The sequence below is a fragment of the Streptomyces sp. NPDC007905 genome, assembly GCF_042959345.1.
Lineage (GTDB): Bacteria > Actinomycetota > Actinomycetes > Streptomycetales > Streptomycetaceae > Streptomyces.
Window position 1 is genome coordinate 129,742 of record NZ_JBIBKS010000003.1, and the last position, 19,720, is coordinate 149,461.

15 protein-coding genes are annotated in these 19,720 nt (G+C 72.7%); 5 read left to right on the forward strand and 10 right to left on the reverse strand.

Going from position 1 to position 19,720, the window contains the following annotated elements; all coding sequences use genetic code 11:
• Positions 1–62 precede the first annotated feature (62 nt).
• From ACFZDC_RS07000 to ACFZDC_RS07010, 3 genes are read right to left on the reverse strand one after another with little or no spacing between them, the layout of a single operon-like run.
• Positions 63–1,343, reverse strand: coding sequence for an extracellular solute-binding protein (locus ACFZDC_RS07000; protein WP_391320944.1), 1,281 nt, complete (start codon positions 1,341–1,343; stop codon positions 63–65).
• A complete protein-coding gene (locus ACFZDC_RS07005; RefSeq protein WP_391320947.1) occupies positions 1,343–2,176 on the reverse strand; it encodes an ABC transporter permease subunit in 834 nt (277 codons plus the stop codon). The genes ACFZDC_RS07000 and ACFZDC_RS07005 overlap by 1 nt, the downstream gene beginning before the upstream one ends.
• Positions 2,173–3,084, reverse strand: a complete 912-nt coding sequence (locus tag ACFZDC_RS07010) for an ABC transporter permease subunit (protein WP_391321554.1) — start codon at positions 3,082–3,084, stop codon at positions 2,173–2,175. Before ACFZDC_RS07010 ends, ACFZDC_RS07005 begins: the two co-directional genes overlap by 4 nt.
• Before the next feature lie 189 nt (positions 3,085–3,273).
• Between ACFZDC_RS07010 and ACFZDC_RS07015 the strand changes: the two genes are divergently transcribed.
• Positions 3,274–4,137, forward strand: coding sequence for a phosphotransferase (locus ACFZDC_RS07015; RefSeq protein ID WP_391320949.1), 864 nt, complete (start codon positions 3,274–3,276; stop codon positions 4,135–4,137).
• A gap of 26 nt (positions 4,138–4,163) precedes the next feature.
• On the opposite strand, the gene ACFZDC_RS07020 is transcribed toward ACFZDC_RS07015, so the two are convergent.
• The 4 genes from ACFZDC_RS07020 to ACFZDC_RS07035 form a co-directional block, all read right to left on the reverse strand.
• A complete protein-coding gene (locus tag ACFZDC_RS07020) occupies positions 4,164–4,886 on the reverse strand; it encodes an exonuclease domain-containing protein (RefSeq protein ID WP_391320950.1) in 723 nt (240 codons plus the stop codon).
• 101 nt (positions 4,887–4,987) lie between these two features.
• Entirely contained in the window at positions 4,988–6,229 is a 1,242-nt protein-coding gene (locus ACFZDC_RS07025; protein ID WP_391320953.1) for an SAV2148 family HEPN domain-containing protein, read from the reverse strand.
• A 103-nt stretch (positions 6,230–6,332) separates the two neighbouring features.
• Positions 6,333–7,652: a copper amine oxidase gene (locus tag ACFZDC_RS07030; protein WP_391320955.1), complete on the reverse strand. Its 1,320-nt coding sequence runs from the start codon at positions 7,650–7,652 to the stop codon at positions 6,333–6,335.
• Positions 7,653–7,708: 56 nt separating this feature from the next.
• The gene (locus ACFZDC_RS07035) at positions 7,709–8,521 is read right to left on the reverse strand and encodes a Tat pathway signal sequence domain protein (protein WP_391320957.1); all 813 of its coding nucleotides are present in this window, start codon (positions 8,519–8,521) and stop codon (positions 7,709–7,711) included.
• 195 nt (positions 8,522–8,716) lie between these two features.
• On the opposite strand from ACFZDC_RS07035, the gene glgX reads away from it, so the two are divergent.
• From glgX to ACFZDC_RS07050, 3 genes are all read left to right on the forward strand, one after another.
• The gene (gene glgX, locus ACFZDC_RS07040; protein ID WP_391320959.1) at positions 8,717–10,825 is read left to right on the forward strand and encodes a glycogen debranching protein GlgX; all 2,109 of its coding nucleotides are present in this window, start codon (positions 8,717–8,719) and stop codon (positions 10,823–10,825) included.
• Between the two features lie 691 nt (positions 10,826–11,516).
• Complete coding sequence (gene treY, locus ACFZDC_RS07045) at positions 11,517–13,889, forward strand: malto-oligosyltrehalose synthase (RefSeq protein ID WP_391320961.1); 2,373 nt, start codon at positions 11,517–11,519, stop codon at positions 13,887–13,889.
• Between the two features lie 500 nt (positions 13,890–14,389).
• Complete coding sequence (locus tag ACFZDC_RS07050) at positions 14,390–15,640, forward strand: M14 family zinc carboxypeptidase (protein WP_391320963.1); 1,251 nt, start codon at positions 14,390–14,392, stop codon at positions 15,638–15,640.
• Positions 15,641–15,674: 34 nt separating this feature from the next.
• Here ACFZDC_RS07050 and ACFZDC_RS07055 read toward each other — a convergent pair whose 3' ends face one another.
• Both ACFZDC_RS07055 and ACFZDC_RS07060 read right to left on the reverse strand, forming a co-directional pair.
• Positions 15,675–16,091: an SSI family serine proteinase inhibitor gene (locus ACFZDC_RS07055; RefSeq protein ID WP_391320965.1), complete on the reverse strand. Its 417-nt coding sequence runs from the start codon at positions 16,089–16,091 to the stop codon at positions 15,675–15,677.
• Between the two features lie 91 nt (positions 16,092–16,182).
• Positions 16,183–16,743 carry an FHA domain-containing protein gene (locus tag ACFZDC_RS07060; RefSeq protein ID WP_391320967.1) on the reverse strand — a complete coding sequence of 187 codons (561 nt, stop codon included), beginning with the start codon at positions 16,741–16,743 and terminating at the stop codon, positions 16,183–16,185.
• Between the two features lie 175 nt (positions 16,744–16,918).
• Here ACFZDC_RS07060 and treZ point away from each other — a divergent pair, with 175 nt between their 5' ends.
• Positions 16,919–18,664 carry a malto-oligosyltrehalose trehalohydrolase gene (gene treZ / locus ACFZDC_RS07065; RefSeq protein WP_391320969.1) on the forward strand — a complete coding sequence of 582 codons (1,746 nt, stop codon included), beginning with the start codon at positions 16,919–16,921 and terminating at the stop codon, positions 18,662–18,664.
• A gap of 72 nt (positions 18,665–18,736) precedes the next feature.
• Here treZ and ACFZDC_RS07070 read toward each other — a convergent pair whose 3' ends face one another.
• The gene (locus ACFZDC_RS07070; RefSeq protein ID WP_391320971.1) at positions 18,737–19,681 is read right to left on the reverse strand and encodes a phosphotransferase; all 945 of its coding nucleotides are present in this window, start codon (positions 19,679–19,681) and stop codon (positions 18,737–18,739) included.
• Between the last annotated feature and the right edge of the window lie 39 nt (positions 19,682–19,720).

A 19,720-nucleotide genomic window follows, 5' to 3' on the forward strand; every position in this document is an offset into this window, starting at 1 on the left:
GGGCGGTCGTCCACGCGGCGCGCCTTGCCACCGCCGCCCACGTCGAACGACGGCACCCTCGGTCAGCGCTGGTAGCGGGCGAGCACCGGATTGCCGTCCTTCTCCAGGCGTCCGCGCAGGTCGTCCAGGCCGATCGAGCCGCTGTAGTACTCCTGGAAGGCCGGGGTGGCCACCTTGTCCTTCCACTCCGGGTAGCCGCGCACGGACTGGGCGGGCGCCGGCCGGAGGTGGGCCGCCAGGGCGGTGCCGGTGGCCCAGCCGTTCTTCGCGGTGTGCAGGGCCGGGTCCTTCAGGGCCCGGGTGCCGGTGGGCAGCATCCAGTCGCCGAGGGCGAGGCGGACCATGTTCTTCGGCCGCAGCAGGAAGTCGATGAACGCGGCGGCCTCCTTCTTGTGCGGGCAACCGGCGGCGATGGACAGGGTCTGCGGACTGACGCCCTGGGCGAGCCCGCCCGCGCCCGCGGGAGCGGGCAGCACCTCCCAGTGGAAGCCCTTCGGGGCCTGCTGGACGATCTGCTGACGGTAGGAGAAGCCCAGCGGGACCATCGCGTACCGGCCGCCGAAGAAACCGGGCAGGGTGTCGGATCCGCCGCTGCCGAGCGTCGAGGCGGGCGCGCTGTGGTCGGTGGTGACCTGGTCGTGGACGGTCCGGGGCACGACGGCGTCACCGGGCCCGAACCGGACGGTCACCTTGCCGTCGGCGCCCCGGTGGAAGAGCCGGCCGCCCGCCGAGAGGGAGAGGTTGAGCGTGGCGCTGACAGGCTCCTTCAGCGGCCAGGCGACGCCGTACTTTCCGTCGCCGCTGAGCCGCTTGGTGACCTGCCGGAACTCGCCCCAGCTCCATGGATGTCCAGGGGTGGGAACACGTACCCCCGCCGTGCGCAGCCAGGTGGAGTTGGCGATCAGCACCCGGGGTTCCTGGAGGAACGGCACGCCGTAGACCCCCTCACCGAAGGTCGCGGTCTCCCAACTGCGCCGCGGTATGTCGGCCTCCAGCCCGGCGGGCAGCAGATCGGTGAGGTCGGCGAGGTAGCCGCCATGGGCGAAGTCGGCGAGGTCGTCGGAGGCGTCGTGGATGACGTCCGGGGCCTCGCCGCCCTCGAAGGAGGTGAGCAGCTGGTCATGGACCGTGTCCCAACTTCCCTGGACGTACTTGACCTTGACCTCCCGGTGGGTGGCGTTCCACTCCTGGACCAGTTCCTTGTTGGCGGCGACGGACTCCTGCTGCCAGGCCAGGGACTGGAAGCGCAGGGTGATCGGGCCGCCGTCGCCATGGCCTCGCGAGGAGCAGCCCGCGAGGAGCAGCAGGAGTACGACGAGCGCCGTCGCGCTTGTGGTCCGCATCAGCTCTTCACCGCCCCCGCGAGCAGGCCGCCCGTGATCCGGCGCTGGATGAGGGCGAAGACGGCCGGCGAGGGCAGCGTGGCGAGGAACGCCGCCGCGGCGAGCGGGCCGAGGTCCGCGACCCCCTCTGCGCCGATGAAGTGCGTGAGGACCACCGGGAGGGTCTGCTTCCCGGGGCTCTTCAGCAGCACCAGCGCGAAGAAGAACTCGTTCCACGCCGTGACGAACGCGAACAGCGCCGTCGCCGCGAGCCCGGGCGCGAGCAGCGGCGCCGTCACCGAGACCAGAGTTCTGAGCCGCCCGGCCCCGTCGACGGCCGCGGCCTCCTCCAGCTCGGCAGGCACGGCTCTGACGTAGCCGACGAGCATCCACAGCGCGAACGGCAGCGCCCACACCACGTACACGAGCGCCAGCCCGGGCAGCGAGTCGATCAGCCGCAGGCGCTTCAGCACCAGGAACAGCGGGATGATCACCAGCACGAACGGGAACGCCTGGCTGACCACCACCCATCCGGTCGCCGCGCGGGACAGCGGGGACCGGTGCCGCGCCATGACGTACGCCATCGGCGTCGCGATCAGTACGGCGACGGCGGCGGCACTCGCCGCCACGAACAGCGAGTTGACGGCGGCGTGCAGCAGGGGCTGCTCGTCGAAGGCCCGCCGGAAGTTGTCCAGGGTGGGGTGGCGCGGGATCCAGGTGGGGTGCAGGCTGCCCAGTTCGCGGGGTGACTTGAAGGCGGTGGACAGCAGCCACAGGAGGGGAAGGGCCAGGAAGACGAGGTAGGCGAGCAGGGCGGCGTACTGACCGGCGCGGGCCGCGGGGCGGGTCCTCATGCGTCCTCACCGCCCCGCAGCCGGCCGGCCAGGAACACCGCGAGCAGGATCGAGATCACCGCGACCATCACGCATCCCATCGCCGCCGCGTAGCCGAACTGGCCGTAGCGGAAGGCCTCTTCGTAGGCGAACAGCATGGGCAGCCGGGTCTTTCCGCCGGGGCCGCCGTTCGTGAGCACGTACACCAGGGCGAAGGAGTTGAAGTTCCAGATCAGGTTGAGCGCGCTGATCGCCAGGGCCACCGGTCGCAGCGCGGGCCAGGTCACCGTGCGGAAGCGGCGCCAGGGGCCGGCGCCGTCCACGGCCGCCGCCTCGTGCAGTTCGCGCGGGGTGTTCTGCAGCCCGGCGAGCAGGGCGACCGTGGTCTGCGGCATGCCCGCCCAGACGCCGACGACGATGACGGCGGGCAGCGCGGTGGCGAGGCCGCTCAGCCAGTCCCTGCCGTCACCGAGACCCAGGTCGCGCAGGGTCTCGTTGAGGACGCCCGCGTCCGGGTTGTAGACGAGCCGCCACATGATGCCGACGACGACCTCGGGCATGGCCCACGGGACGATCGCGAGGGCGCGGGCGAGCCAGCGCAGGCGTAACTCCTGGTGGAGTAACAGGGCCAGACCGAGGGCCAGCAGGAACTGGGGCACGGTCACGCCGACCGCCCACACCAGCCCGATCCGGAAGGAGTCCCAGAACAGGGTGTCGTGCAGCAGGTCCCGGAAGTTGAGGCCGCCGATCCACCGGGTGGCCGCGGTCCGGCCGGACTGGGCGTCGGTGAACGCCAGCAGGATGCCGTACAGCAGTGGGCCCACGCTCAGGACGAGGATCGGGATCAGGGCCGGCAGGACCAGGAACCAGGCGCCGTGACCCGTGGCCCGTCCGGGCGGCCGTCTCGCCCCGGCCGCTGATGACGCCACGGATGTCGCCGCCGATGTCGCCGCTGACGTCACGGAATCAGCCCCTTTGCCTGCTCCGGTTGGCGTGTTCATGGTCGTGAAGGCGTGGAACCTCGTCAAGGGACCGCGCACATGGTCCGACCTGTGCGAATGCGAGACTGGCGGCAGACCGGACAGGCACGGCACGGGAAGACGGCACGGAGGCGGACGATGGACGAGGCACGGGCGCGGGACCTACTGGCCGCCGCGAAGGTGTTGCCGGGCCCGGTTCGGCACGCGCGGCTCCTCGCCCTCGGCGAGAACGCGGTGTTCGCCGCCGGCGACCTGGTGGTGAAGGTGGGCCGCGACGCCGAGCTGCTCGACCGGGCCCGCCGCGAGCTGGACACCGCCGGCTGGCTGGCCGAGGCGGACGTCCCCGCGGTGCGGGCGGCCGAGCCCGAGCCGCTGCTGGTGGAAGGGCACCCGGTGACGGTGTGGCACCGGCTGCCCGACCCGGTCCGACCGGCCGAACCCCGCGATCTGGCCCGGCTGCTGCGGATCGTGCACGCACTCCCCTCACCTCCCTTCGCCCTGCCGTCCCGCGATCTGCTGGACGGCGTGGAACGCTGGCTGCGGCTCGCGGGGGCGGCGATCGCCCCCGAGGACGCGGCCTACCTGCGTGAGCGCCGGGACGCATTCGCCGCGGCGGCGGCCGCGCTGACGCCCCGTCTGACGCCGGGGCCGATCCACGGCGACGCGCTGCCCCGCAACGTCCACGTCGGCCCCGACGGCCCTGTTCTCGTCGACCTGGAGACCTTCTCCGCCGACCTGCGCGAGCACGACCTGGTGGTCATGGCCCTCTCCCGGGACCGCTACGGCCTGCCCGCCGAGGCGTACGACTCCTTCACCGGTGCCTACGGCTGGGACGTGCGGGAGTGGGAGGGCTGCTCGGTGCTGCGCGGCGCACGCGAGACGGCCAGCTGTGCGTGGGTGGCCCAGCATGCGCCGGGCAGTCCCAAGGCGTTGGCCGAGTTCGGGCGCCGGGTGGCGTCACTGCGGGACGGGGACGAGACGGTGCGGTGGTATCCGTTCTGAACCGGTGATGCCGAGGTCGGCCGGCCTCAGACCCTCTCGTCGGCCAACTCCCGCAGCGGCCAGGTGCCGTCGACCACCGCGCCCGCATCGCCCTTGCGGCGCAGGAATGCCTGAAAGTCCGCCGCCCACTCGGCGTACCACTCGATCTGGCGGTGGTGCAGTTCCGCCGGGCCCAGGGAAGCGATCTTCGGGTGACGGGTGGCTATCGCGGAGGCGAGGCGGGCCGCGGCGAGGGCGTCGGCCGAGGCGTTGTGGGCCGCGTCGAGGACTATGCCGTACTCGGCGCAGACCGCCTCCAGGTTCCGTTTGCCACGGCGGTAGCGGTCGGCCCAGCGGTCGATGGTGTAGGGATCGACGACCGGTGCCGGGGCGAGGCCGCCGAGCCGGTCGGAGAGCGACGGCAGGCCGTGCCGGCGCAGTTCGGCGGAGAGCAGGGTGAGGTCGAAGGCCGCGTTGTAGGCGACGACCGGCACACCCGTCTTCCAGTACGCGACGAGTACCTCCGCGATGGCGTCGGCGACCTGGTCGGCCGGCCGGCCCTCGGCGGCCGCGCGTTCGTTGCTGATGCCGTGCACGGCCACCGCCTCGGCCGGGATCTCCAGGCCCGGATCCGCCAGCCATTCCCGGCGCCCCATGGGCTCACCGGCCCTGACCTCGATCACCGCGCCGGTGACGATGCGCGCCTCGCGCGGATCGGTCCCGGTCGTCTCCAGGTCGAAGCCGATCAGCAGCTCCCGGTGCCAGCCCATGGGCGGCCCCCCTTCGTGTGGTGCTTTCCCCCAGTGGCCTCCACCCTCGCACGCGGCACTGACAATCCGAGGACCGCGTTCCGCTTGCCCTGGTGGACAGTTCAGGACACCGGGCGCGAATCCGCCCAGGCCAGCTCGAATTCCTCACGGTATGTCGGGAGGATCCCGGCTTCGCCCACGTCGTCCGACTTGACCAGCCGGCTGCCGTTGCGCAGCACCAGCACCGGCGATTCCATACCGCGCGCCCCGCGCAGATAGGACTGCACCACCGCTATGCCGTCGGCGCCGTCCCCGTCCACCAGGTATGCGGTGAAGCGGGGCGTCTCGTCGTAGACCTGGATCTCGAAGGCGCCGGGGTCACGCAGCCGGGACCGCACCCGCCGCATGTGCAGGATGTTCATCTCCACGGACCGGCCCAGTTCGCCCCGCTTCATCCCGAGTTCCCGCTCACGGCGCTTCACCGCGCTGGAGGCCGGGTTGAGGAAGAGCAGCCGCACCCGGCAGCCGGACTCGGCGAGCCGGACCAGCCGGCGTCCGGAGAAGTTCTGCACGAGCAGGTTGAGGCCGATGCCGATCGCGTCGAGCCGGCGGGCGCCCCCGAAGAGGTCCTCGGCCGGGAACTGGCGCATCAGCCGCACCCGGTCCGCATGGACGGCCACGACATCCGCGTACCGGTCGCCGACCAGGTCCTCGACCGCGTCGACGGGCAGCCGGCGTGCGGAGGGCACGTCGCCACCGGAGCCGAGCGTCTCCAGCAGCCGGGCCGAGGCCCGCTCGGCCTGGTGCAGGACCGCCTCGGACAGGGCCCGGTTGCGGGAGACGACGTTGCGGGTCACCTCCAGCTCGTCCAGGGCGAGTTCGAGGTCACGGCGCTCGTCGAAGTAGGGCTCGAAGCACGGCCAGTGCTGCACCACCAGCTCGCGCAGCTGCGGCAGCGTGAGGAAGCTGAGCACGTTGTCGTCGGCCGGATCGAGCAGGTAGCCCTTGCGGCGGCTGACCTCGCGGACGGCGACCGCCCGCTGCACCCACTCCTGTCCGGCGGGCCCGGCCGCGGCCACCACCCAGTCGTCCCCGTGCACGGGCTCGTAGATGGGGCGCAGCACCGCGGCCACCACCGCGCGCAGCCGCTGTTCGACGAGGTTCAGCCAGATGTAGGCCCGGCCCGCCCGCTGGGCGCGGGTGCGCACCTCGAGCCAGGCGTCGGCGTCCCAGTCCAGTTCCGGCCCGATGGACCCCGTGGCGTCCATCGGGCGGACCAGGGACACCGCGCCGGGCGGGACGTCTGTGGAGTTCCCCTCGTGACCCTCGTCACCAGGGGGCAGCTCCAGCCCTCCCGAGCCCACCCGTGCACCGCCTTCCGCCACCCCGGACCTTCCCCGTCCCAACGATCAAGGAAGGGTACTCCGGGAGCGGTCGGCGGTGCAGCCGGATGGACAGGTCGGTTTCTCAACTACGCGGGCGCCAGTGGCCGTTCTGCCACGCCAGTGCGTCGGGAGTGAGCGGATTCATAGCCGTCACGTCCCTCGGGGCGATGGCGAATCCCTGCCAGTGGATCGGCATGGGCTGCTGGTCCTCGTCCCGGGCGATGTGGTGGAAGCCCACGTTCATCCAGACCACCGGGTGAGTGAGGGTCTGGCCGTTGACCCACTTGTCCACCGACTTGCCCGCCGAGGCCGGGCAGGCACCGGGGTTGTTGCTGGCGAACTGCTCGCACTTGTTGTACTCGGTGAAGTACACGTCGTGCCGGGTGAAGCTGCGGCCCGGGTACTTCGTGGTGGGGCCGGGGACGATCTCGTACGAACGGGCGTGCCCGTCCTTGTTCTTGCCGGTCTCGCTGACCGCCCGCCACCAGCGGTAGGTCTTGTAGTCGCCCGCGAGTTCCTTGGTGACCTTGGTGCGGGTGGTCTTGTTGGTGGGCGCCTGCCGGCCGTGGGCGGGTGCGGTGACGGCCGAGTCGTACTGCTCGATCTTCGTCTTGGAGGAGCCGTCGAGGCCGAAGTCCAGCCGCCAGAAGACGTTGTGGCTGTGGCTGGTGGCGTAGGCCTTGGCGCCCTTGCCGATGGGCCATCCGCGACCGTCGCCCGCGTCGTAGTCGTCGTAGGAGAGGCTGCCGGTGGCGCCGACGTTCATGTTGACGGTGCCGTCGTCCTGGAAGCGCCACTCGGTCATGTACTCGTACCAGCCGACCTGGTTGACCGTGTAGACGAGCAGGTCCTTGCCCTGTGCCTGGAAGACCTTGTTCGCGCTGTCGCCCTGCATGCGGTAGGCGTGGCCGCGCGAACGGGTGGTCGTGCACAGGCCCTTGACGTCGGCGTGCGCCGGGTCCCAGGCCTCCGGGACGTGGATCGTCTTGATGGTGCCGCCGGGACACTCGCCGGGCGCCAGGTTCACCAGGCCCTGGGCGAAGCCGAAGCCGGTCAGGTCGTCGTACTCGACGCTGCCGTCGTCGTAGGGGACGTCGATCTGGGCGAGACGGGCGCTGTTGAGCACCTTGATCGGCTTCGGCTCGCCCTTGGGCTGGTAGGAGACCTTCTCCAGGACGAGTCCGGCCTTGCTGTCGTAACGCCAGCACATCCGCCAGGTGGTGCCACTGGCGAGCTTCTGCTCGATCGTGTAGGCGGTGCTGCAGTCGGCGGCCGCGGCGGGGGCGGCCTTGGGCTGGGCGACGGCCGGTCCGGCGCCTGCCGTGGCGCCGGCGGCCAGTGCGGCCACGGTGAGGCCGACGGCCGCCCGTATCCGGGCGCGGCTGATTCTGTTCGCGGGCATGACGAAGTGGCTCCCTTGGAGGAAAGCGAGTGGGAAGGAGGAACGGACGAGGCCGCTCACTGCCGGGCGAGTCGGGCGACCTTGTGGGCACTCAGATCGACGACCAGCCACCGGGCGTCGATCCACGGGCCGTTCTTGACCTTCGGGAACAGCCTCACGCAGCGGTGTTCGCCGCACTTGTCGAGCACGGCGGGCTGGCCGCCCGGAGTGGCACGGTAGACGGCACCGTTGAGCAGCAGCTGGTCCGGCGAGGTCAGCTCCCGGCCGGTGGCGTCCTTGTAGTCCGCCTTGAGGCCCGCGCCCAGTGGATCGGCGATCAGCAGCCTGGCCGCCTCGGCGTTCTCGGCACGGCTCAGCGGCGGCTGGACGCCGTGCTGGGTGCCGGTCTGCTCGACCTTGCCGGTCTCCAGGTTGACCGTCTTGGTGACGAGCGTGTCGGTCTTGTAGTCGTAGAAGGTCACATCCGCCCGGCGCGGCGCGTTCGGGTCGTCCAGCTCGTTCGCCTCCGGGTCGGCGAGGTCGACGCTCAGGCGCTGCGGGCCGTGGGCACCGTCGACGTTCTCACCCGTGGTGAGCATCTGCTGGTTCACCGCGATCTTCGCGACCCGCTGGATCTCGTCGTCGGTCAGCGGGTCCCGGCCCGTGCCCTTCCCGCCCTGGGCCGGCGCCTGCTCCACGACGCCCGGGCGGACCGCGCCCGGGCCCTGCCCCGCCTGCTGTGCGGCCAGGGTGCCGCCGCCCGGCCCTCCCGTGTCGTCCGCCCCTGCCGTGCCCGGCAGGGTGATCCCTGTCATCACGGCGGTCCCGGCCACCGCCAGGGCCGCACCCGCCACCACCTTGCCCAGATGGCGGTGCACTATCTCGCGCACATCTTCCCCCTACTCCCCCAACAAGCCCGGGAGTACGTGTTGCCCCACTGGTTCGGCACACGGCGGGTACACGAGTCGCCGTATGCACTGGTCGGCCGGTAAGAGGGGCGTAAGTCACAGGAGGTTCCCTCACTTTCGGGGAGACTCGAAGCCAACGCGGCCCCATGGGGCAGTACACCTGAAAGAGTCGTGTCCATGCAGGTCTGGCCTGGAGAGGCGTATCCGCTCGGCGCCACGTACGACGGCGCCGGGACCAACTTCGCGGTCTTCACGGAGGCCGCGAACCGAGTAGAGCTGTGTCTGCTGCACGACGACGGCTCGGAGACGGCGGTGGAACTGCGCGAGAGCGACGCGTTCGTGCGGCACGCGTACATGCCGGGCGTCATGCCGGGACAGCGGTACGGGTTCCGCGTGCACGGCCCGTACGATCCCGGGCGCGGACTGCGCTGCAACTCGGCGAAACTGCTGCTCGACCCGTACGCGAAGGCGATCAGCGGGTCCGTCCGGTGGGGCGAGGAGGTGTACGGCTACCACTTCGACGCCCCGGAGCGGCGCAACGACCTGGACTCGGCGCCGCACACCATGACCTCGGTGGTGATCAACCCGTACTTCGACTGGGGCGACGACCGGCCCCCGCACACCGAGTACCACCACACGGTGATCTACGAGGCCCATGTGAAGGGCCTGACCATGCGCCACCCGGGGCTGCCGGAGGAACTGCGCGGCACGTACGCGGCGCTCGCGCACCCCGCGATCATCGAACACCTGACCAAGCTGGGTGTGACGGCACTGGAGCTGATGCCCGTACACCAGTTCGTGAACGACCACCGGCTGGTCGACATGGGCCTGAACAACTACTGGGGCTACAACACCATCGGCTTCTTCGCCCCGCACAACGCGTACGCCTCCTGGGGCGACCGCGGTCAGCAGGTCCTGGAGTTCAAGTCGGCGGTCCGGGCGCTGCACGAGGCCGGGATCGAGGTCATCCTGGACGTCGTCTACAACCACACCGCCGAGGGGAACCATCTGGGCCCGACGCTGTCCTTCAAGGGCATCGACAACCCCTCGTACTACCGTCTGACGGACGACCCGCGCTACTACATGGACACCACGGGCACCGGGAACTCCCTGCTCATGCGGTCCCCGCACGTGCTCCAGCTGATCATGGACTCGCTGCGCTACTGGGTCACCGAGATGCACGTCGACGGCTTCCGCTTCGACCTCGCGGCGACCCTGGCCCGCCAGTTCCACGAGGTGGACCGGCTGTCGTCGTTCTTCGACCTTGTGCAGCAGGACCCGGTGGTCTCCCAGGTGAAGCTGATCGCCGAACCGTGGGACGTGGGCGAGGGCGGCTACCAGGTGGGCAACTTCCCGCCGCTGTGGACCGAGTGGAACGGCAAGTACCGCGACACTGTCCGGGACCTGTGGCGGGGCGAGCCGCGGGCGCTCGCGGAGTTCGCCTCGCGGCTGACCGGCTCCTCGGACCTCTACCAGGACGACGGCCGCCGCCCGCTCGCCTCCATCAACTTCGTGACCTGCCACGACGGCTTCACGCTGCACGACCTCGTTGCGTACGACCACAAGCACAACCAGGCCAACGGCGAGGACAACCGGGACGGCGAGAGCCACAACCGGTCCTGGAACTGCGGGGTGGAGGGCGAGACCGACGACCCGGACGTGCTCGGGCTGCGCGCCCGCCAGATGCGGAACTTCTTCGCCACGCTGATGCTGTCCCAGGGCGTGCCGATGATCAGTCACGGCGACGAGTTCGCCCGCACCCAGCGCGGCAACAACAACGCCTACTGCCAGGACAACGAGCTGTCCTGGGTGAACTGGCCCGAGGACGGCAGCGACCTGCTGGAGTTCGTCCGCGCGATGGTCTGGCTGCGCCGGGACCATCCGGTCTTCCGCCGCCGTCGCTTCTTCCACGGGCGGCCGGTGGAGGGCACCCACGACGAGCTGTCCGACATCGCCTGGTTCACCCCCGAGGGCGGTGAGATGACCCAGCGGGACTGGGACTCGGCGCGGGCGTCCGCGCTGACGGTGTTCCTGAACGGCAACGCCATCTCCGAGCCCGGTCCGCGCGGGGAGCGGATCGCCGACGACTCCTTCCTGCTGATGTTCAACGCCTCGCCCGGCCCGCTGGACTTCGTGGTACCGGTCGACCACGGCCGGCAGTGGCAGGTGGTCGTCGACACGGGACGCCCGGACGGGGTCCCACCGGGCACGGGCGCGAAGGTGGCCGCCGGTGACCGCATCACCCTGCCGGACCGCAGCCTGACGGTGCTGCAGCGGCCGGCCTGAGGGAGGCGGTGGGGGCCGCCGCAGGGGTTCCTGAGGGAGGGCGGGCCGGACGAGCGGAACGGGTGAGCGACGGACCGCCGTGGGCCCGTCCGCGGCGGCAACCGTCCGGACGAGGTCTTCCCCGCGCGTGGGCGGAGCGGCGACCCGACGGGCGTCGGCAGGGTGCCGCTGGACGCGGACCTCGCCGGGTGCGTGTCCGTCCGGCGGGACAACGGCGGCCGGCTCGACGCCGCGCGGCTCCGGATCCCGCTCGAGCGCGCCGGGGACGTGGACCGGGTGCTGCCGTGCTTCCCCCGGGCGAGGAGGAGCGGCGGTACCCGCCGCGGCCGATCCGGCCGACGGACCCGGGCGCGTCCGCGAGCCGTCCCACCCCTGGGCGTAGGCCATCCGGCCGAGGGCGAGCACGCCACCGGTCGGTCCGGCGGCGGCCCGGGAACCGCTCGTCAGGGCGAGGAGCAGCACACCGCCGAACGGGAGGGTGGCCGCGGGGCAGCCGCCCCGGGAACGACAGGCACGTGAGCGGCGGCCCGGTCGGGCCGATCACCTCGCGATGCGTGTCCGGCGTGCCGTGCCGTCCGTGCCGTGTCCGGCGGCTTTCCCCTGTTCCCCTCGCTCGAAACCAGGCACGCGTGCGTGGGTCCGCGCAGAGGTCGATGACACGAAAGACGGCGGGCTGGGTACGTAGCTTTCCATGACTTCTGCGCGACCCGGACCGGCGGTGCCCACGGCCACCTACCGGCTGCAACTCCAGCCCGCGTTCCCGTTCGCCGCCGCCGCCGCGGCCGTACCGTACCTGGCGTCGCTCGGCGTCTCGCACCTGCACCTGTCCCCCGTCCTGGAGGCCGTCCCCGGCTCCCTGCACGGCTACGACGTCGTGGACCACACGCGCGTGCGCGAGGAGCTGGGCGGGGAGGACGGTCTGCGCGCGCTGGCGCGCACCGCGCGGGAGCACGGCCTGGGTCTGGTGGTGGACATCGTGCCGAACCACATGGCCATGGCGCCCCGGCACAACCGCGCCCTGTGGGAGGTGCTGCGCGAGGGCCCCGAGTCACCGTACGCGCGCTGGTTCGACATCGACTGGGAGGCGCAGGGCGGCCGCGTGCTGCTGCCGGTGCTCGGCGGTCCGGTCGGCACGGAACTCGACCACCTCATGGTCGCCGGGGACGTCCTGCGCTATCACGACCACGCCTTCCCGCTCCGCGCGGGCACCGAGCACCTGCCGCTGCCCCGGCTGCTGGACGCCCAGTGGTACCGCCCGGTGTGGTGGCGGCTGGCCCGCACCGAGCTGAACTACCGGCGCTTCTTCAGCATCTCCGAGCTGATCGGGCTGCGCGTGGAGGACCCGGAGGTGTTCGACGCCACCCACGCCAAGATCCTGCAGCTGCTGGAGGACGGCGTGGTCGACGGGCTGCGGATCGACCACCCCGACGGGCTCGCGGACCCCGACGGCTATCTGGAGCGGCTGCACGAGGCCACCGGCGGGCGCTGGACCGTCGTGGAGAAGATCCTCGCCGACGGCGAGCACCTGCCCGCCTCCTGGCCGGTCGCGGGCACCACGGGCTACGACGCCCTGCGTCAGGTCGACGGCGTGTTCACGGACCGGACCGGGGCGTACGAACTGCTGGGGAGGTACCGGGCGTTCGCGGCGCCGCAGACGGACCGGGGCGGCAACTGGGACGCCACCGCGCGGCGGGCCGCCTACAAGGTGCTCACGCACGAGCTGGCCACCGAGACCGACCGGCTCACCCGGGTGGCCGCCCGGCTGTGCGCCGCCTCCCCGGACCTCTCGCTGCGCGACCGGGCACCCTGGGCGCTGCGCACCGCCCTGGAGGAGCTGCTGGTCCGCCTGCCGGTGTACCGGCCGTACGCCTCCGGCGACGCGTCCGCCGTCGTCACCGAGGCGGCCGCCGAGGAGGCCCGGCTGGCCTTCGTGGTGCGGGAGGAGGCCGACGCCGTCGGCATCGTGCGCCGGTTGCTGGTCGAGGCGCCGGGCGACGCGTCGGCACCGGACCACGCCGACCGGGTGGAGTTCCGTACCCGGTTCGCGCAGACCGCGTCGGCGCTGCGCGCCAAGGCCGTGGAGGACACGGCGTTCTACCGCTATGTGCCGCTGCTGTCGGCGGCCGAGGTGGGCGGCGATCCCGGAGCGCCCGGCGTCTCGCCGGAGGACTTCCACGCGTACTGCGCGCGCGTGCAGCGCGACTGGCCGCTCACCGGCACGGTCGTCTCCACCCATGACACCAAGCGCAGCGCCGATGTGCGCGCGGCGCTGGCCGTGCTCACCGAATGCCCGGACCGCTGGTCGGAGTTGCTCGCCGAAGTGAGTCTGGCCCGGGAGGGCGTGCCGGACGGGCAGCTGGCCTGGGCCGCCTGGCAGACGGTGTTCGGGCTGGGTCCCGCGGAGGAGGAGCGGATCCAGGGGGCGCTGCTGAAGCATGTGCGCGAGGCGGGCATGTACACGAGCTGGACGGAGCAGGAGCCGCCGTACGAGGAGGCGGTGGCGGCCTTCGTCGCGGCGGGACCCTGCGGTCCGCCCGGGGAGCGTGTCGCCGCCTTCCGCAAGGCGCTGGAGCCGCACATCCGGGCGAACGTCCTGGGCACCGCGCTGGTCCATCTGACGATGCCGGGGGTGCCGGACGTGTACCAGGGCACGGAGAGCGAGTACTGGGCGCTGGTGGACCCGGACAACCGGCGGCCGGTGTCGTTCCCCGCGGCGGCGCCCGGCGAGAAGGACGCCGTGACGGCGGCGGCACTGCGGCTGCGCGCACGGCGGCCCGATGCCTTCGGTGCGTCGGCGACGTACGCCCCAATCGCCGCGGACGGGCCGGCGGCGGAGCACTGTGTGGCGTTCGCGCGCTCCGGTGAGGTGGTCACGGCCGTGACCCGGCTGTCGCTGCGGCTGGCGGAGTCCGGCGGCTGGCGGGAGACGCGGTTGCAGCTGCCGCCGGGGCGGTGGGCGGACGCGCTGGCCCCCGACCGGGAGTTCACGGGACACGCGCGCGTGGCGGATCTTTTCGAGCGGCTGCCGGTGGCGCTGCTGGAGCGGATCGAGGGCGAGGGGTGACGGTTGGGAGGTCGGCGGTACCGCGCTCGACCGCCTCCCCACCCATGGCCTCCGTGGGGGCGTACCCGCAGGCGCCGCCGGGGCCTGGGGGGCCTCGGGGCGGGCCTGGGGCGCGCCGCGGACGGCGAGTCCGGCGTGCGGCCGGAAGGCGCGGCCATCGGGGGTGAGCCGCACGTCGGCGGCCTGCGCTCCGGCAGGGCACAGGCCGCCGACCGGAGATGATCGCGGAGAGCCGGCTGGTCGTCGGCCGGAACGCCCGGTCCTCGGACGTGGCCCGGCACGTGCACGCGCACCGGACGCTGCCGGGGACGGTGGGCGAGGTGTTTCTGGCGCTCGCGTGGACGTGGCCTGCATCAGCAGTGAGCCCACGGAACGCAGCGGCCGCGACGGACACCGGCTCGTGCGCCCGGGCGCCCCTGAAGCCTCTCCCCCCGAATGCTTGACAGTTCACCCAAGCCGTGCGGCACTGGGAGGGCGAGGCACGGGCGGACAAATCGGGGGTGAGTCTCCTGCCGGAGCTGCGCTACCCCAGCGTTCCCGAACTGGTCGCCACCGCACGAGCGTTGGCCGCTCAGGAGCCCGGGCTGTGTTCACTCAGGCAGGTGGGTGTCTCACGGGCCGGCCGGCCGCTGCACCTGCTGTCGGTGGGGCACGCCGGCCGGGCGGTGCTGGTGGTGGCGGGCGCCCACGCCAACGAACCGACGGGCGGCTCCACTCTCCGGGTGCTGGCCGAACGGGTACTGGCCGAGCGGGATTTCCGGACCGACACCTCCTGGCACTTCCTGCTGTGCGCGGACCCGGACGGCGCGAGCCTGCATGTGACCCCGGCGCCGCGCAGTCTGCTCGACTACCACCGCGGTTTCTACCGGCCGACGGGCGCGGAGCAGCCGGAGTGGTCACCTGCGGTGCTGCCGCCGAACCGGCTGCCGCCCGAGACCCGGGCCCTCATCGGGGTGATCGACGAACTGCGCCCGTACCTGCAGGTGACGCTGCACGGCACCGATCTGGGCGGCAGCTGGGTGCAGTTGACGAAGGACGTGCCGGGCCTCGCCGAGCCGTTCGCCAAGTCAGCGGCGGAGCTGCACATTCCGGTGGAGACGGGCGCCGCGGACGCCGCGGGCTGGCCGGCCTCGGGGCCGGGGGTGCATGTGATGCCGGGCCCGGAGACGGGCGTCGCCTACCCGAGCATGCCGGACGACGCACGGCACAGCACCTGGTACCACGCGCACCGCTACGGCGGTCTGACGGCGGTGGTCGAGGTGCCGATGTGGGCCAGCGACCTGGTGGACGACCCGGCGCCGCACCCGGCACCGGCGGCGGCGATGCGGCGCCTGGCCCAGCGGCTGCTGCGGGACTCGCTGGAGGTGGAGCGGGTGCTCGCCGAGGCGCTGCCCCGGCTGGAGGGCGCGGACGGGCCCCTGCTGCGGGCCGCGCAGTGGGCGCTGGAGCTGATACCGGGCCTGGCGCAGGACTGGATCCACACGCCGCCGGCCGGCACGACGATGGCGTACGTCGGCAGCGTGGACGCCTTCGGACGGCGGCTGCCGCTGCGCGCGGCGGCGATGCTGCTGCGGGTGCTGCGGGAGACGGGCGACCGGGCGGCACCCCGGCTCGAACAGCTGGTCGCCTCCTGGTGCGAGGCGTTCGCGGAGCGGTTCCGGGCCCGCTGGGTGCCGTTGGAGAACCAGGTGGAGCACCAGTCCCGGACGGTCCTGGTGGCGGCCCAGCAGGCGCGGGAGCAGGCGGTGTGACGCCTCCCCGCTCCGCGCCTGCCATGAGCCGGGCTCAGCCGTCCAGGGCGAAGACCGACCCCGTGCGCGTCCTCATGACGCACTTGCTGGAGTACGTCTGCCGGTACACGACCAGCCGTCCGTTCCAGCGCCCGCGCGCGTGGACGGTCACGGGGGCGTAGATCATCGGACAGAAGACGTGCGTGTCGTGCGGGATGCGCGCGATGTCGCCGCCGGCGGCCGCGAGTTGCGCACACGCCTCGGCCGCGTGCGGGTGGCCCAGCGGCGGGTCGCACAGCAGCAGCGTGCCGCGCGTGACGCCGGAGCCGCTGTCGCCGCGGGTGACGGTCAGGTGGAGCCAGTTGCCGGGAAACGTGTCGCGGGGCGCCGCGTGGGCCGGGCCCGCGGCGAGGAGTCCGGCGGAGGCCAGCAGGGCGCCGACGGCCGCTGCCGCTCGGGGGAAGTACGTCATTCCCGGTGCATCGGCACGGTGCCCCGGGTTCCCCACCCCACTCACCCGAACGGGACACCGCACGGAGCTCGCAGCGATACGCCAGTTCGAATCACTGGTCCCGGTGCGCCGCCAGCCGGAAGGCGATCCGCCCGAAGCCGACCTGGTCGCCCTCGCGGACCACGACGGCGCCGACCACCCGTCGGCCGTTGACCGTGGTGCCGTTGGTGGAGCCGAGGTCCCGGAGGATCCACAGGCCGCCCTGGCGGCGGAGTTCGGCATGCACGCGGGAGACGGTCTCGTGGTTCAGGCGCAGCCCGTTCGCGGGGTCACGGCCTATGCGCAGCGGATGGCCGCCCGCCGCATGCGGCAGCAGCAGCTTGGGCAGCCGCTCGGCCTGCCACGCCCGGCGCAGCCGCACGGTGAAGCCGGAGACGGCCTCGACGGTGCCGAGGACCGCCCGGGACAAACGGTTCTCGCGGGGCAGGTCAGCGGTGAGGGCGGCGAGTTCGTCGGCGCGACGCGCGGCGAGGGCCAGTTCCATGCGGCGCACGAAAGTGTCGTGCGACAGGCGGCCCATGGCGACACCGTCTCGCAGAACCTGCAGCGCCTTGTCACGGTCCGCGTCGGACAGCCGCGCGGGGTACGTGGGGAACTCGAAGGACGACGTCACGCTCGTGATTGTCAGGTCTGCGAAGTCCCGGTGTCCAGAAACGGGGAAAAGGGTGCCCACGCGCACGTCCTTCCACGCCACCCGCCGGGAAAGGGCGGATTCGAAAGCGGACTGATCGCTTTCGCGGCACGATGGACGGACTACATCACGGTGAGCAGACGAAGGGGAACCGTCCGTGCAGTTCGAGGTGTGGGCACCGCAGGCAGGCCGAGTGACGCTCCATTGCGACGGCGCCACGCGCGCGTTGGACCGCGATCCGGAACGCGCAGGGTGGTGGAGGGGGGAGGACGCGGCGCAGGACGGCTCGCGGTACGGGTTCGCGCTGGACGACGGTCCGGTGCTGCCGGACCCCCGCTCGCGCCGCCAGCCGGACGGCCCGGACGGCTTGAGCGCGGTCGTCGACCACGGGCGCTACGCATGGCGTACCGCGTGGGCCGGGCGGGAGCTGCCGGGGGCGGTGCTCTACGAGCTGCACGTGGGCACGTTCACTGGGGAGGGCACCCTGGACGCGGCCGCCGGGCGTCTTGAACACCTGGTGGAACTGGGCGTCACGCACGTGGAGTTGATGCCGTTGTGTCCCTTCCCGGGGCGCCATGGGTGGGGCTACGACGGGGTGTCGCTGTGGGCCGTGCACGAGCCGTACGGCGGCCCCGAGGCACTGAAGCGGTTCGTCGACCGGGCCCACGAACTCGGCCTGGGTGTCGTGCTGGACGTCGTGCACAACCACCTGGGCCCGTCGGGCAACCATCTGCCGGTGTTCGGTCCGTACTTCACGGACACGCACCACACGCCGTGGGGCTCCGCGGTGAACCTGGACGCGCCCGGTTCGGACGAGGTGCGGGCCTATCTCCTGGGCAGCGCGCTGGCGTGGCTGCGGGACTACCGGCTCGACGGGCTGCGCCTGGACGCGGTGCACGCGCTGCACGACACGCGCGCGTGCCACTTCCTGGAGGAGCTGTCGGCGGCCGTCGACGGGCTGGCGGGCGAACTCGACCGGCCGCTGTTCCTGGTCGCCGAGTCGGACCTGAACGATCCGCGGATCATCACCCCGCGCGCGGAGAACGGCCTCGGGGTGCACGCGCAGTGGAACGACGACTTCCATCATTCCGTGCACAGCGCGCTGACCGGCGAGTCCCAGGGCTACTACGCCGACTTCGCGCGCGCCCCCCTCGCCGCGCTCGCCAAGACGCTGACCGGCGGCTACTTCCACGACGGCACGTACTCCAGCTTCCGGGGCCGCGGTCACGGCCGGCCGCTGGACCGGGCGCGGGTGGGGGGACACCGGCTGCTGGGCTACAGCCAGACGCACGACCAGGTCGGCAACCGTGCGCAGGGGGAGCGTCTTTCGGCCCTCCTCTCCCCCGGTCTGCTGGCCTGCGCGGCCACGCTCACGCTGACCGCGCCGTTCACGCCGATGCTGTTCATGGGCGAGGAGTGGGCGGCGGGGACGCCCTGGCAGTTCTTCACCGACCACACGGACCCGGAGCTGGCCGAGGCGGTACGGCGCGGCAGGCGGCGGGAGTTCGCGCAGCACGGCTGGGCCGAGGAGGACGTACCCGACCCGCAGGACCCGGCGACAAGGGAGCGGTCCTGCCTGGACTGGACGGAGCCGGAACGCGAGCTCCACGCGCGCGTGCTGGCCTGGTACCGGCGGCTGATCGCACTGCGCCGGGAGCAGCCGGACCTCACCGATCCCGACCTGGCGGACACGAAGGTGGCGTACGACGAGGAGGCCCGCTGGCTGGCGTTCCGGCGCGGGGACGTCCGGGTGGCGGTGAACCTGGGCAAGGAGCGTGCCGCGATCCCCCTGGGCACCCGCCCGGCGCAGGTGCTCGCCGCCTGGGACCCGGTGGAGGCCCCCGGCCCGGACGGGCTGCTGCAGGTGCCCGGGGAGTCCTGCGTGGTGCTGGTCCAGCCCTGAGCGGCATCCGGTTGTGGACCTGGGATCGCGTGCCGGTCACGCGGGGCAGGCGGGACCTTCGCGACAGGGCCCCTAGGGTTCCGTCTCTTCGTCCTTGAACTCCGTCACGCGCTCCAGCAGGATCGGCTCCCAGGCGCGCCGCAGCTGCGTGCGCAGCAGCGGCAGGGAGCCGGTGGCGCGGCCTTCGAGGTGGTCGGCGAGGTGGATGACGGTGTCGCAGCGGGCGAGCCACAGACCGCGCAGGCAGGGGCGGGCGCCGTAGCCGGCGAGGGTGGCCGCGCGGACGGCCGCAGGGGAGCCGACGGCGACGGCGAGCCCGGCGATGTCCTCGGCGGGGTCGCCGAGGGCCGCCTCGGTCCAGTCCAGAATGCCCCGGACCCGCCCGTCGGCGCTGACCACCACGTGCTCGCCGGTGAGGCCGTGGTGGGTGAGGACGGCGGTGCCGGGCTGCGCGGCGAGCTGCGCGGCGCCGGGCGGGGTGAGCTGGTGCAGCCGGGCGGCGTCGAACTCGTCGGCGGCGGCGAGCCGTTCGGCCGCGTGCACGGCCATGCGGCGCAGCGCCTCCAGGGAGCGCGGGGCGGTGCGCGGCACGCCGAGCGTCTCGGCCTGCCGTACGGGCACCGCGCGCAGCCCGCCGAGCAGCCCCGCGAGGTCGGCCTCGCCGACGGCGGAGACGTCGTGCTCGTCGGCGGTGCCGCCGGGCACCAAGGCGTCGAGGGTGTAGGCGAGGCCGGGCGCCCAGTCGCCGTGGGCGACGCTGGTGGGGACGGCGACGGGCACGTGCGGGCGGACCAGGTCGCGCAGGCGCAGTTCCCGGCGGCGCCGGACGGAGGCGTCGCGGTCGGGGGCGAGGCGCAGCACATGGCGGGTGCCGACCCACCAGGTGTGCTCGCGGCCCTCGACGGCGGGCCGGACGTCGGGTCCCTCGGTGCCGCTCGCGCTCCCCTTGCTCTCCTTGAGCAGCGAGCGGACCAGTCTGCGGACGGTGTCCGCGGTGGGTGTCGGAGCCTGGGTCATGGGTCGCGCCGTAGCCGTTCCGGGAGGTCGTCGAGGGTG

Coding starts and splice junctions, on each gene's coding strand:
- ACFZDC_RS07070 (WP_391320971.1), bottom strand. CDS start 19,681: ATGACCCAGGCTCCGACACCCACCGCGGACACCGTCCGCAGACTGGTC.
- ACFZDC_RS07000 (WP_391320944.1), bottom strand. CDS start 1,343: ATGCGGACCACAAGCGCGACGGCGCTCGTCGTACTCCTGCTGCTCCTC.
- treY (WP_391320961.1), top strand. CDS start 11,517: ATGACTTCTGCGCGACCCGGACCGGCGGTGCCCACGGCCACCTACCGG.
- ACFZDC_RS07005 (WP_391320947.1), bottom strand. CDS start 2,176: ATGAGGACCCGCCCCGCGGCCCGCGCCGGTCAGTACGCCGCCCTGCTC.
- ACFZDC_RS07020 (WP_391320950.1), bottom strand. CDS start 4,886: ATGGGCTGGCACCGGGAGCTGCTGATCGGCTTCGACCTGGAGACGACC.
- ACFZDC_RS07015 (WP_391320949.1), top strand. CDS start 3,274: ATGGACGAGGCACGGGCGCGGGACCTACTGGCCGCCGCGAAGGTGTTG.
- ACFZDC_RS07055 (WP_391320965.1), bottom strand. CDS start 16,091: ATGACGTACTTCCCCCGAGCGGCAGCGGCCGTCGGCGCCCTGCTGGCC.
- ACFZDC_RS07030 (WP_391320955.1), bottom strand. CDS start 7,652: ATGCCCGCGAACAGAATCAGCCGCGCCCGGATACGGGCGGCCGTCGGC.
- glgX (WP_391320959.1), top strand. CDS start 8,717: ATGCAGGTCTGGCCTGGAGAGGCGTATCCGCTCGGCGCCACGTACGAC.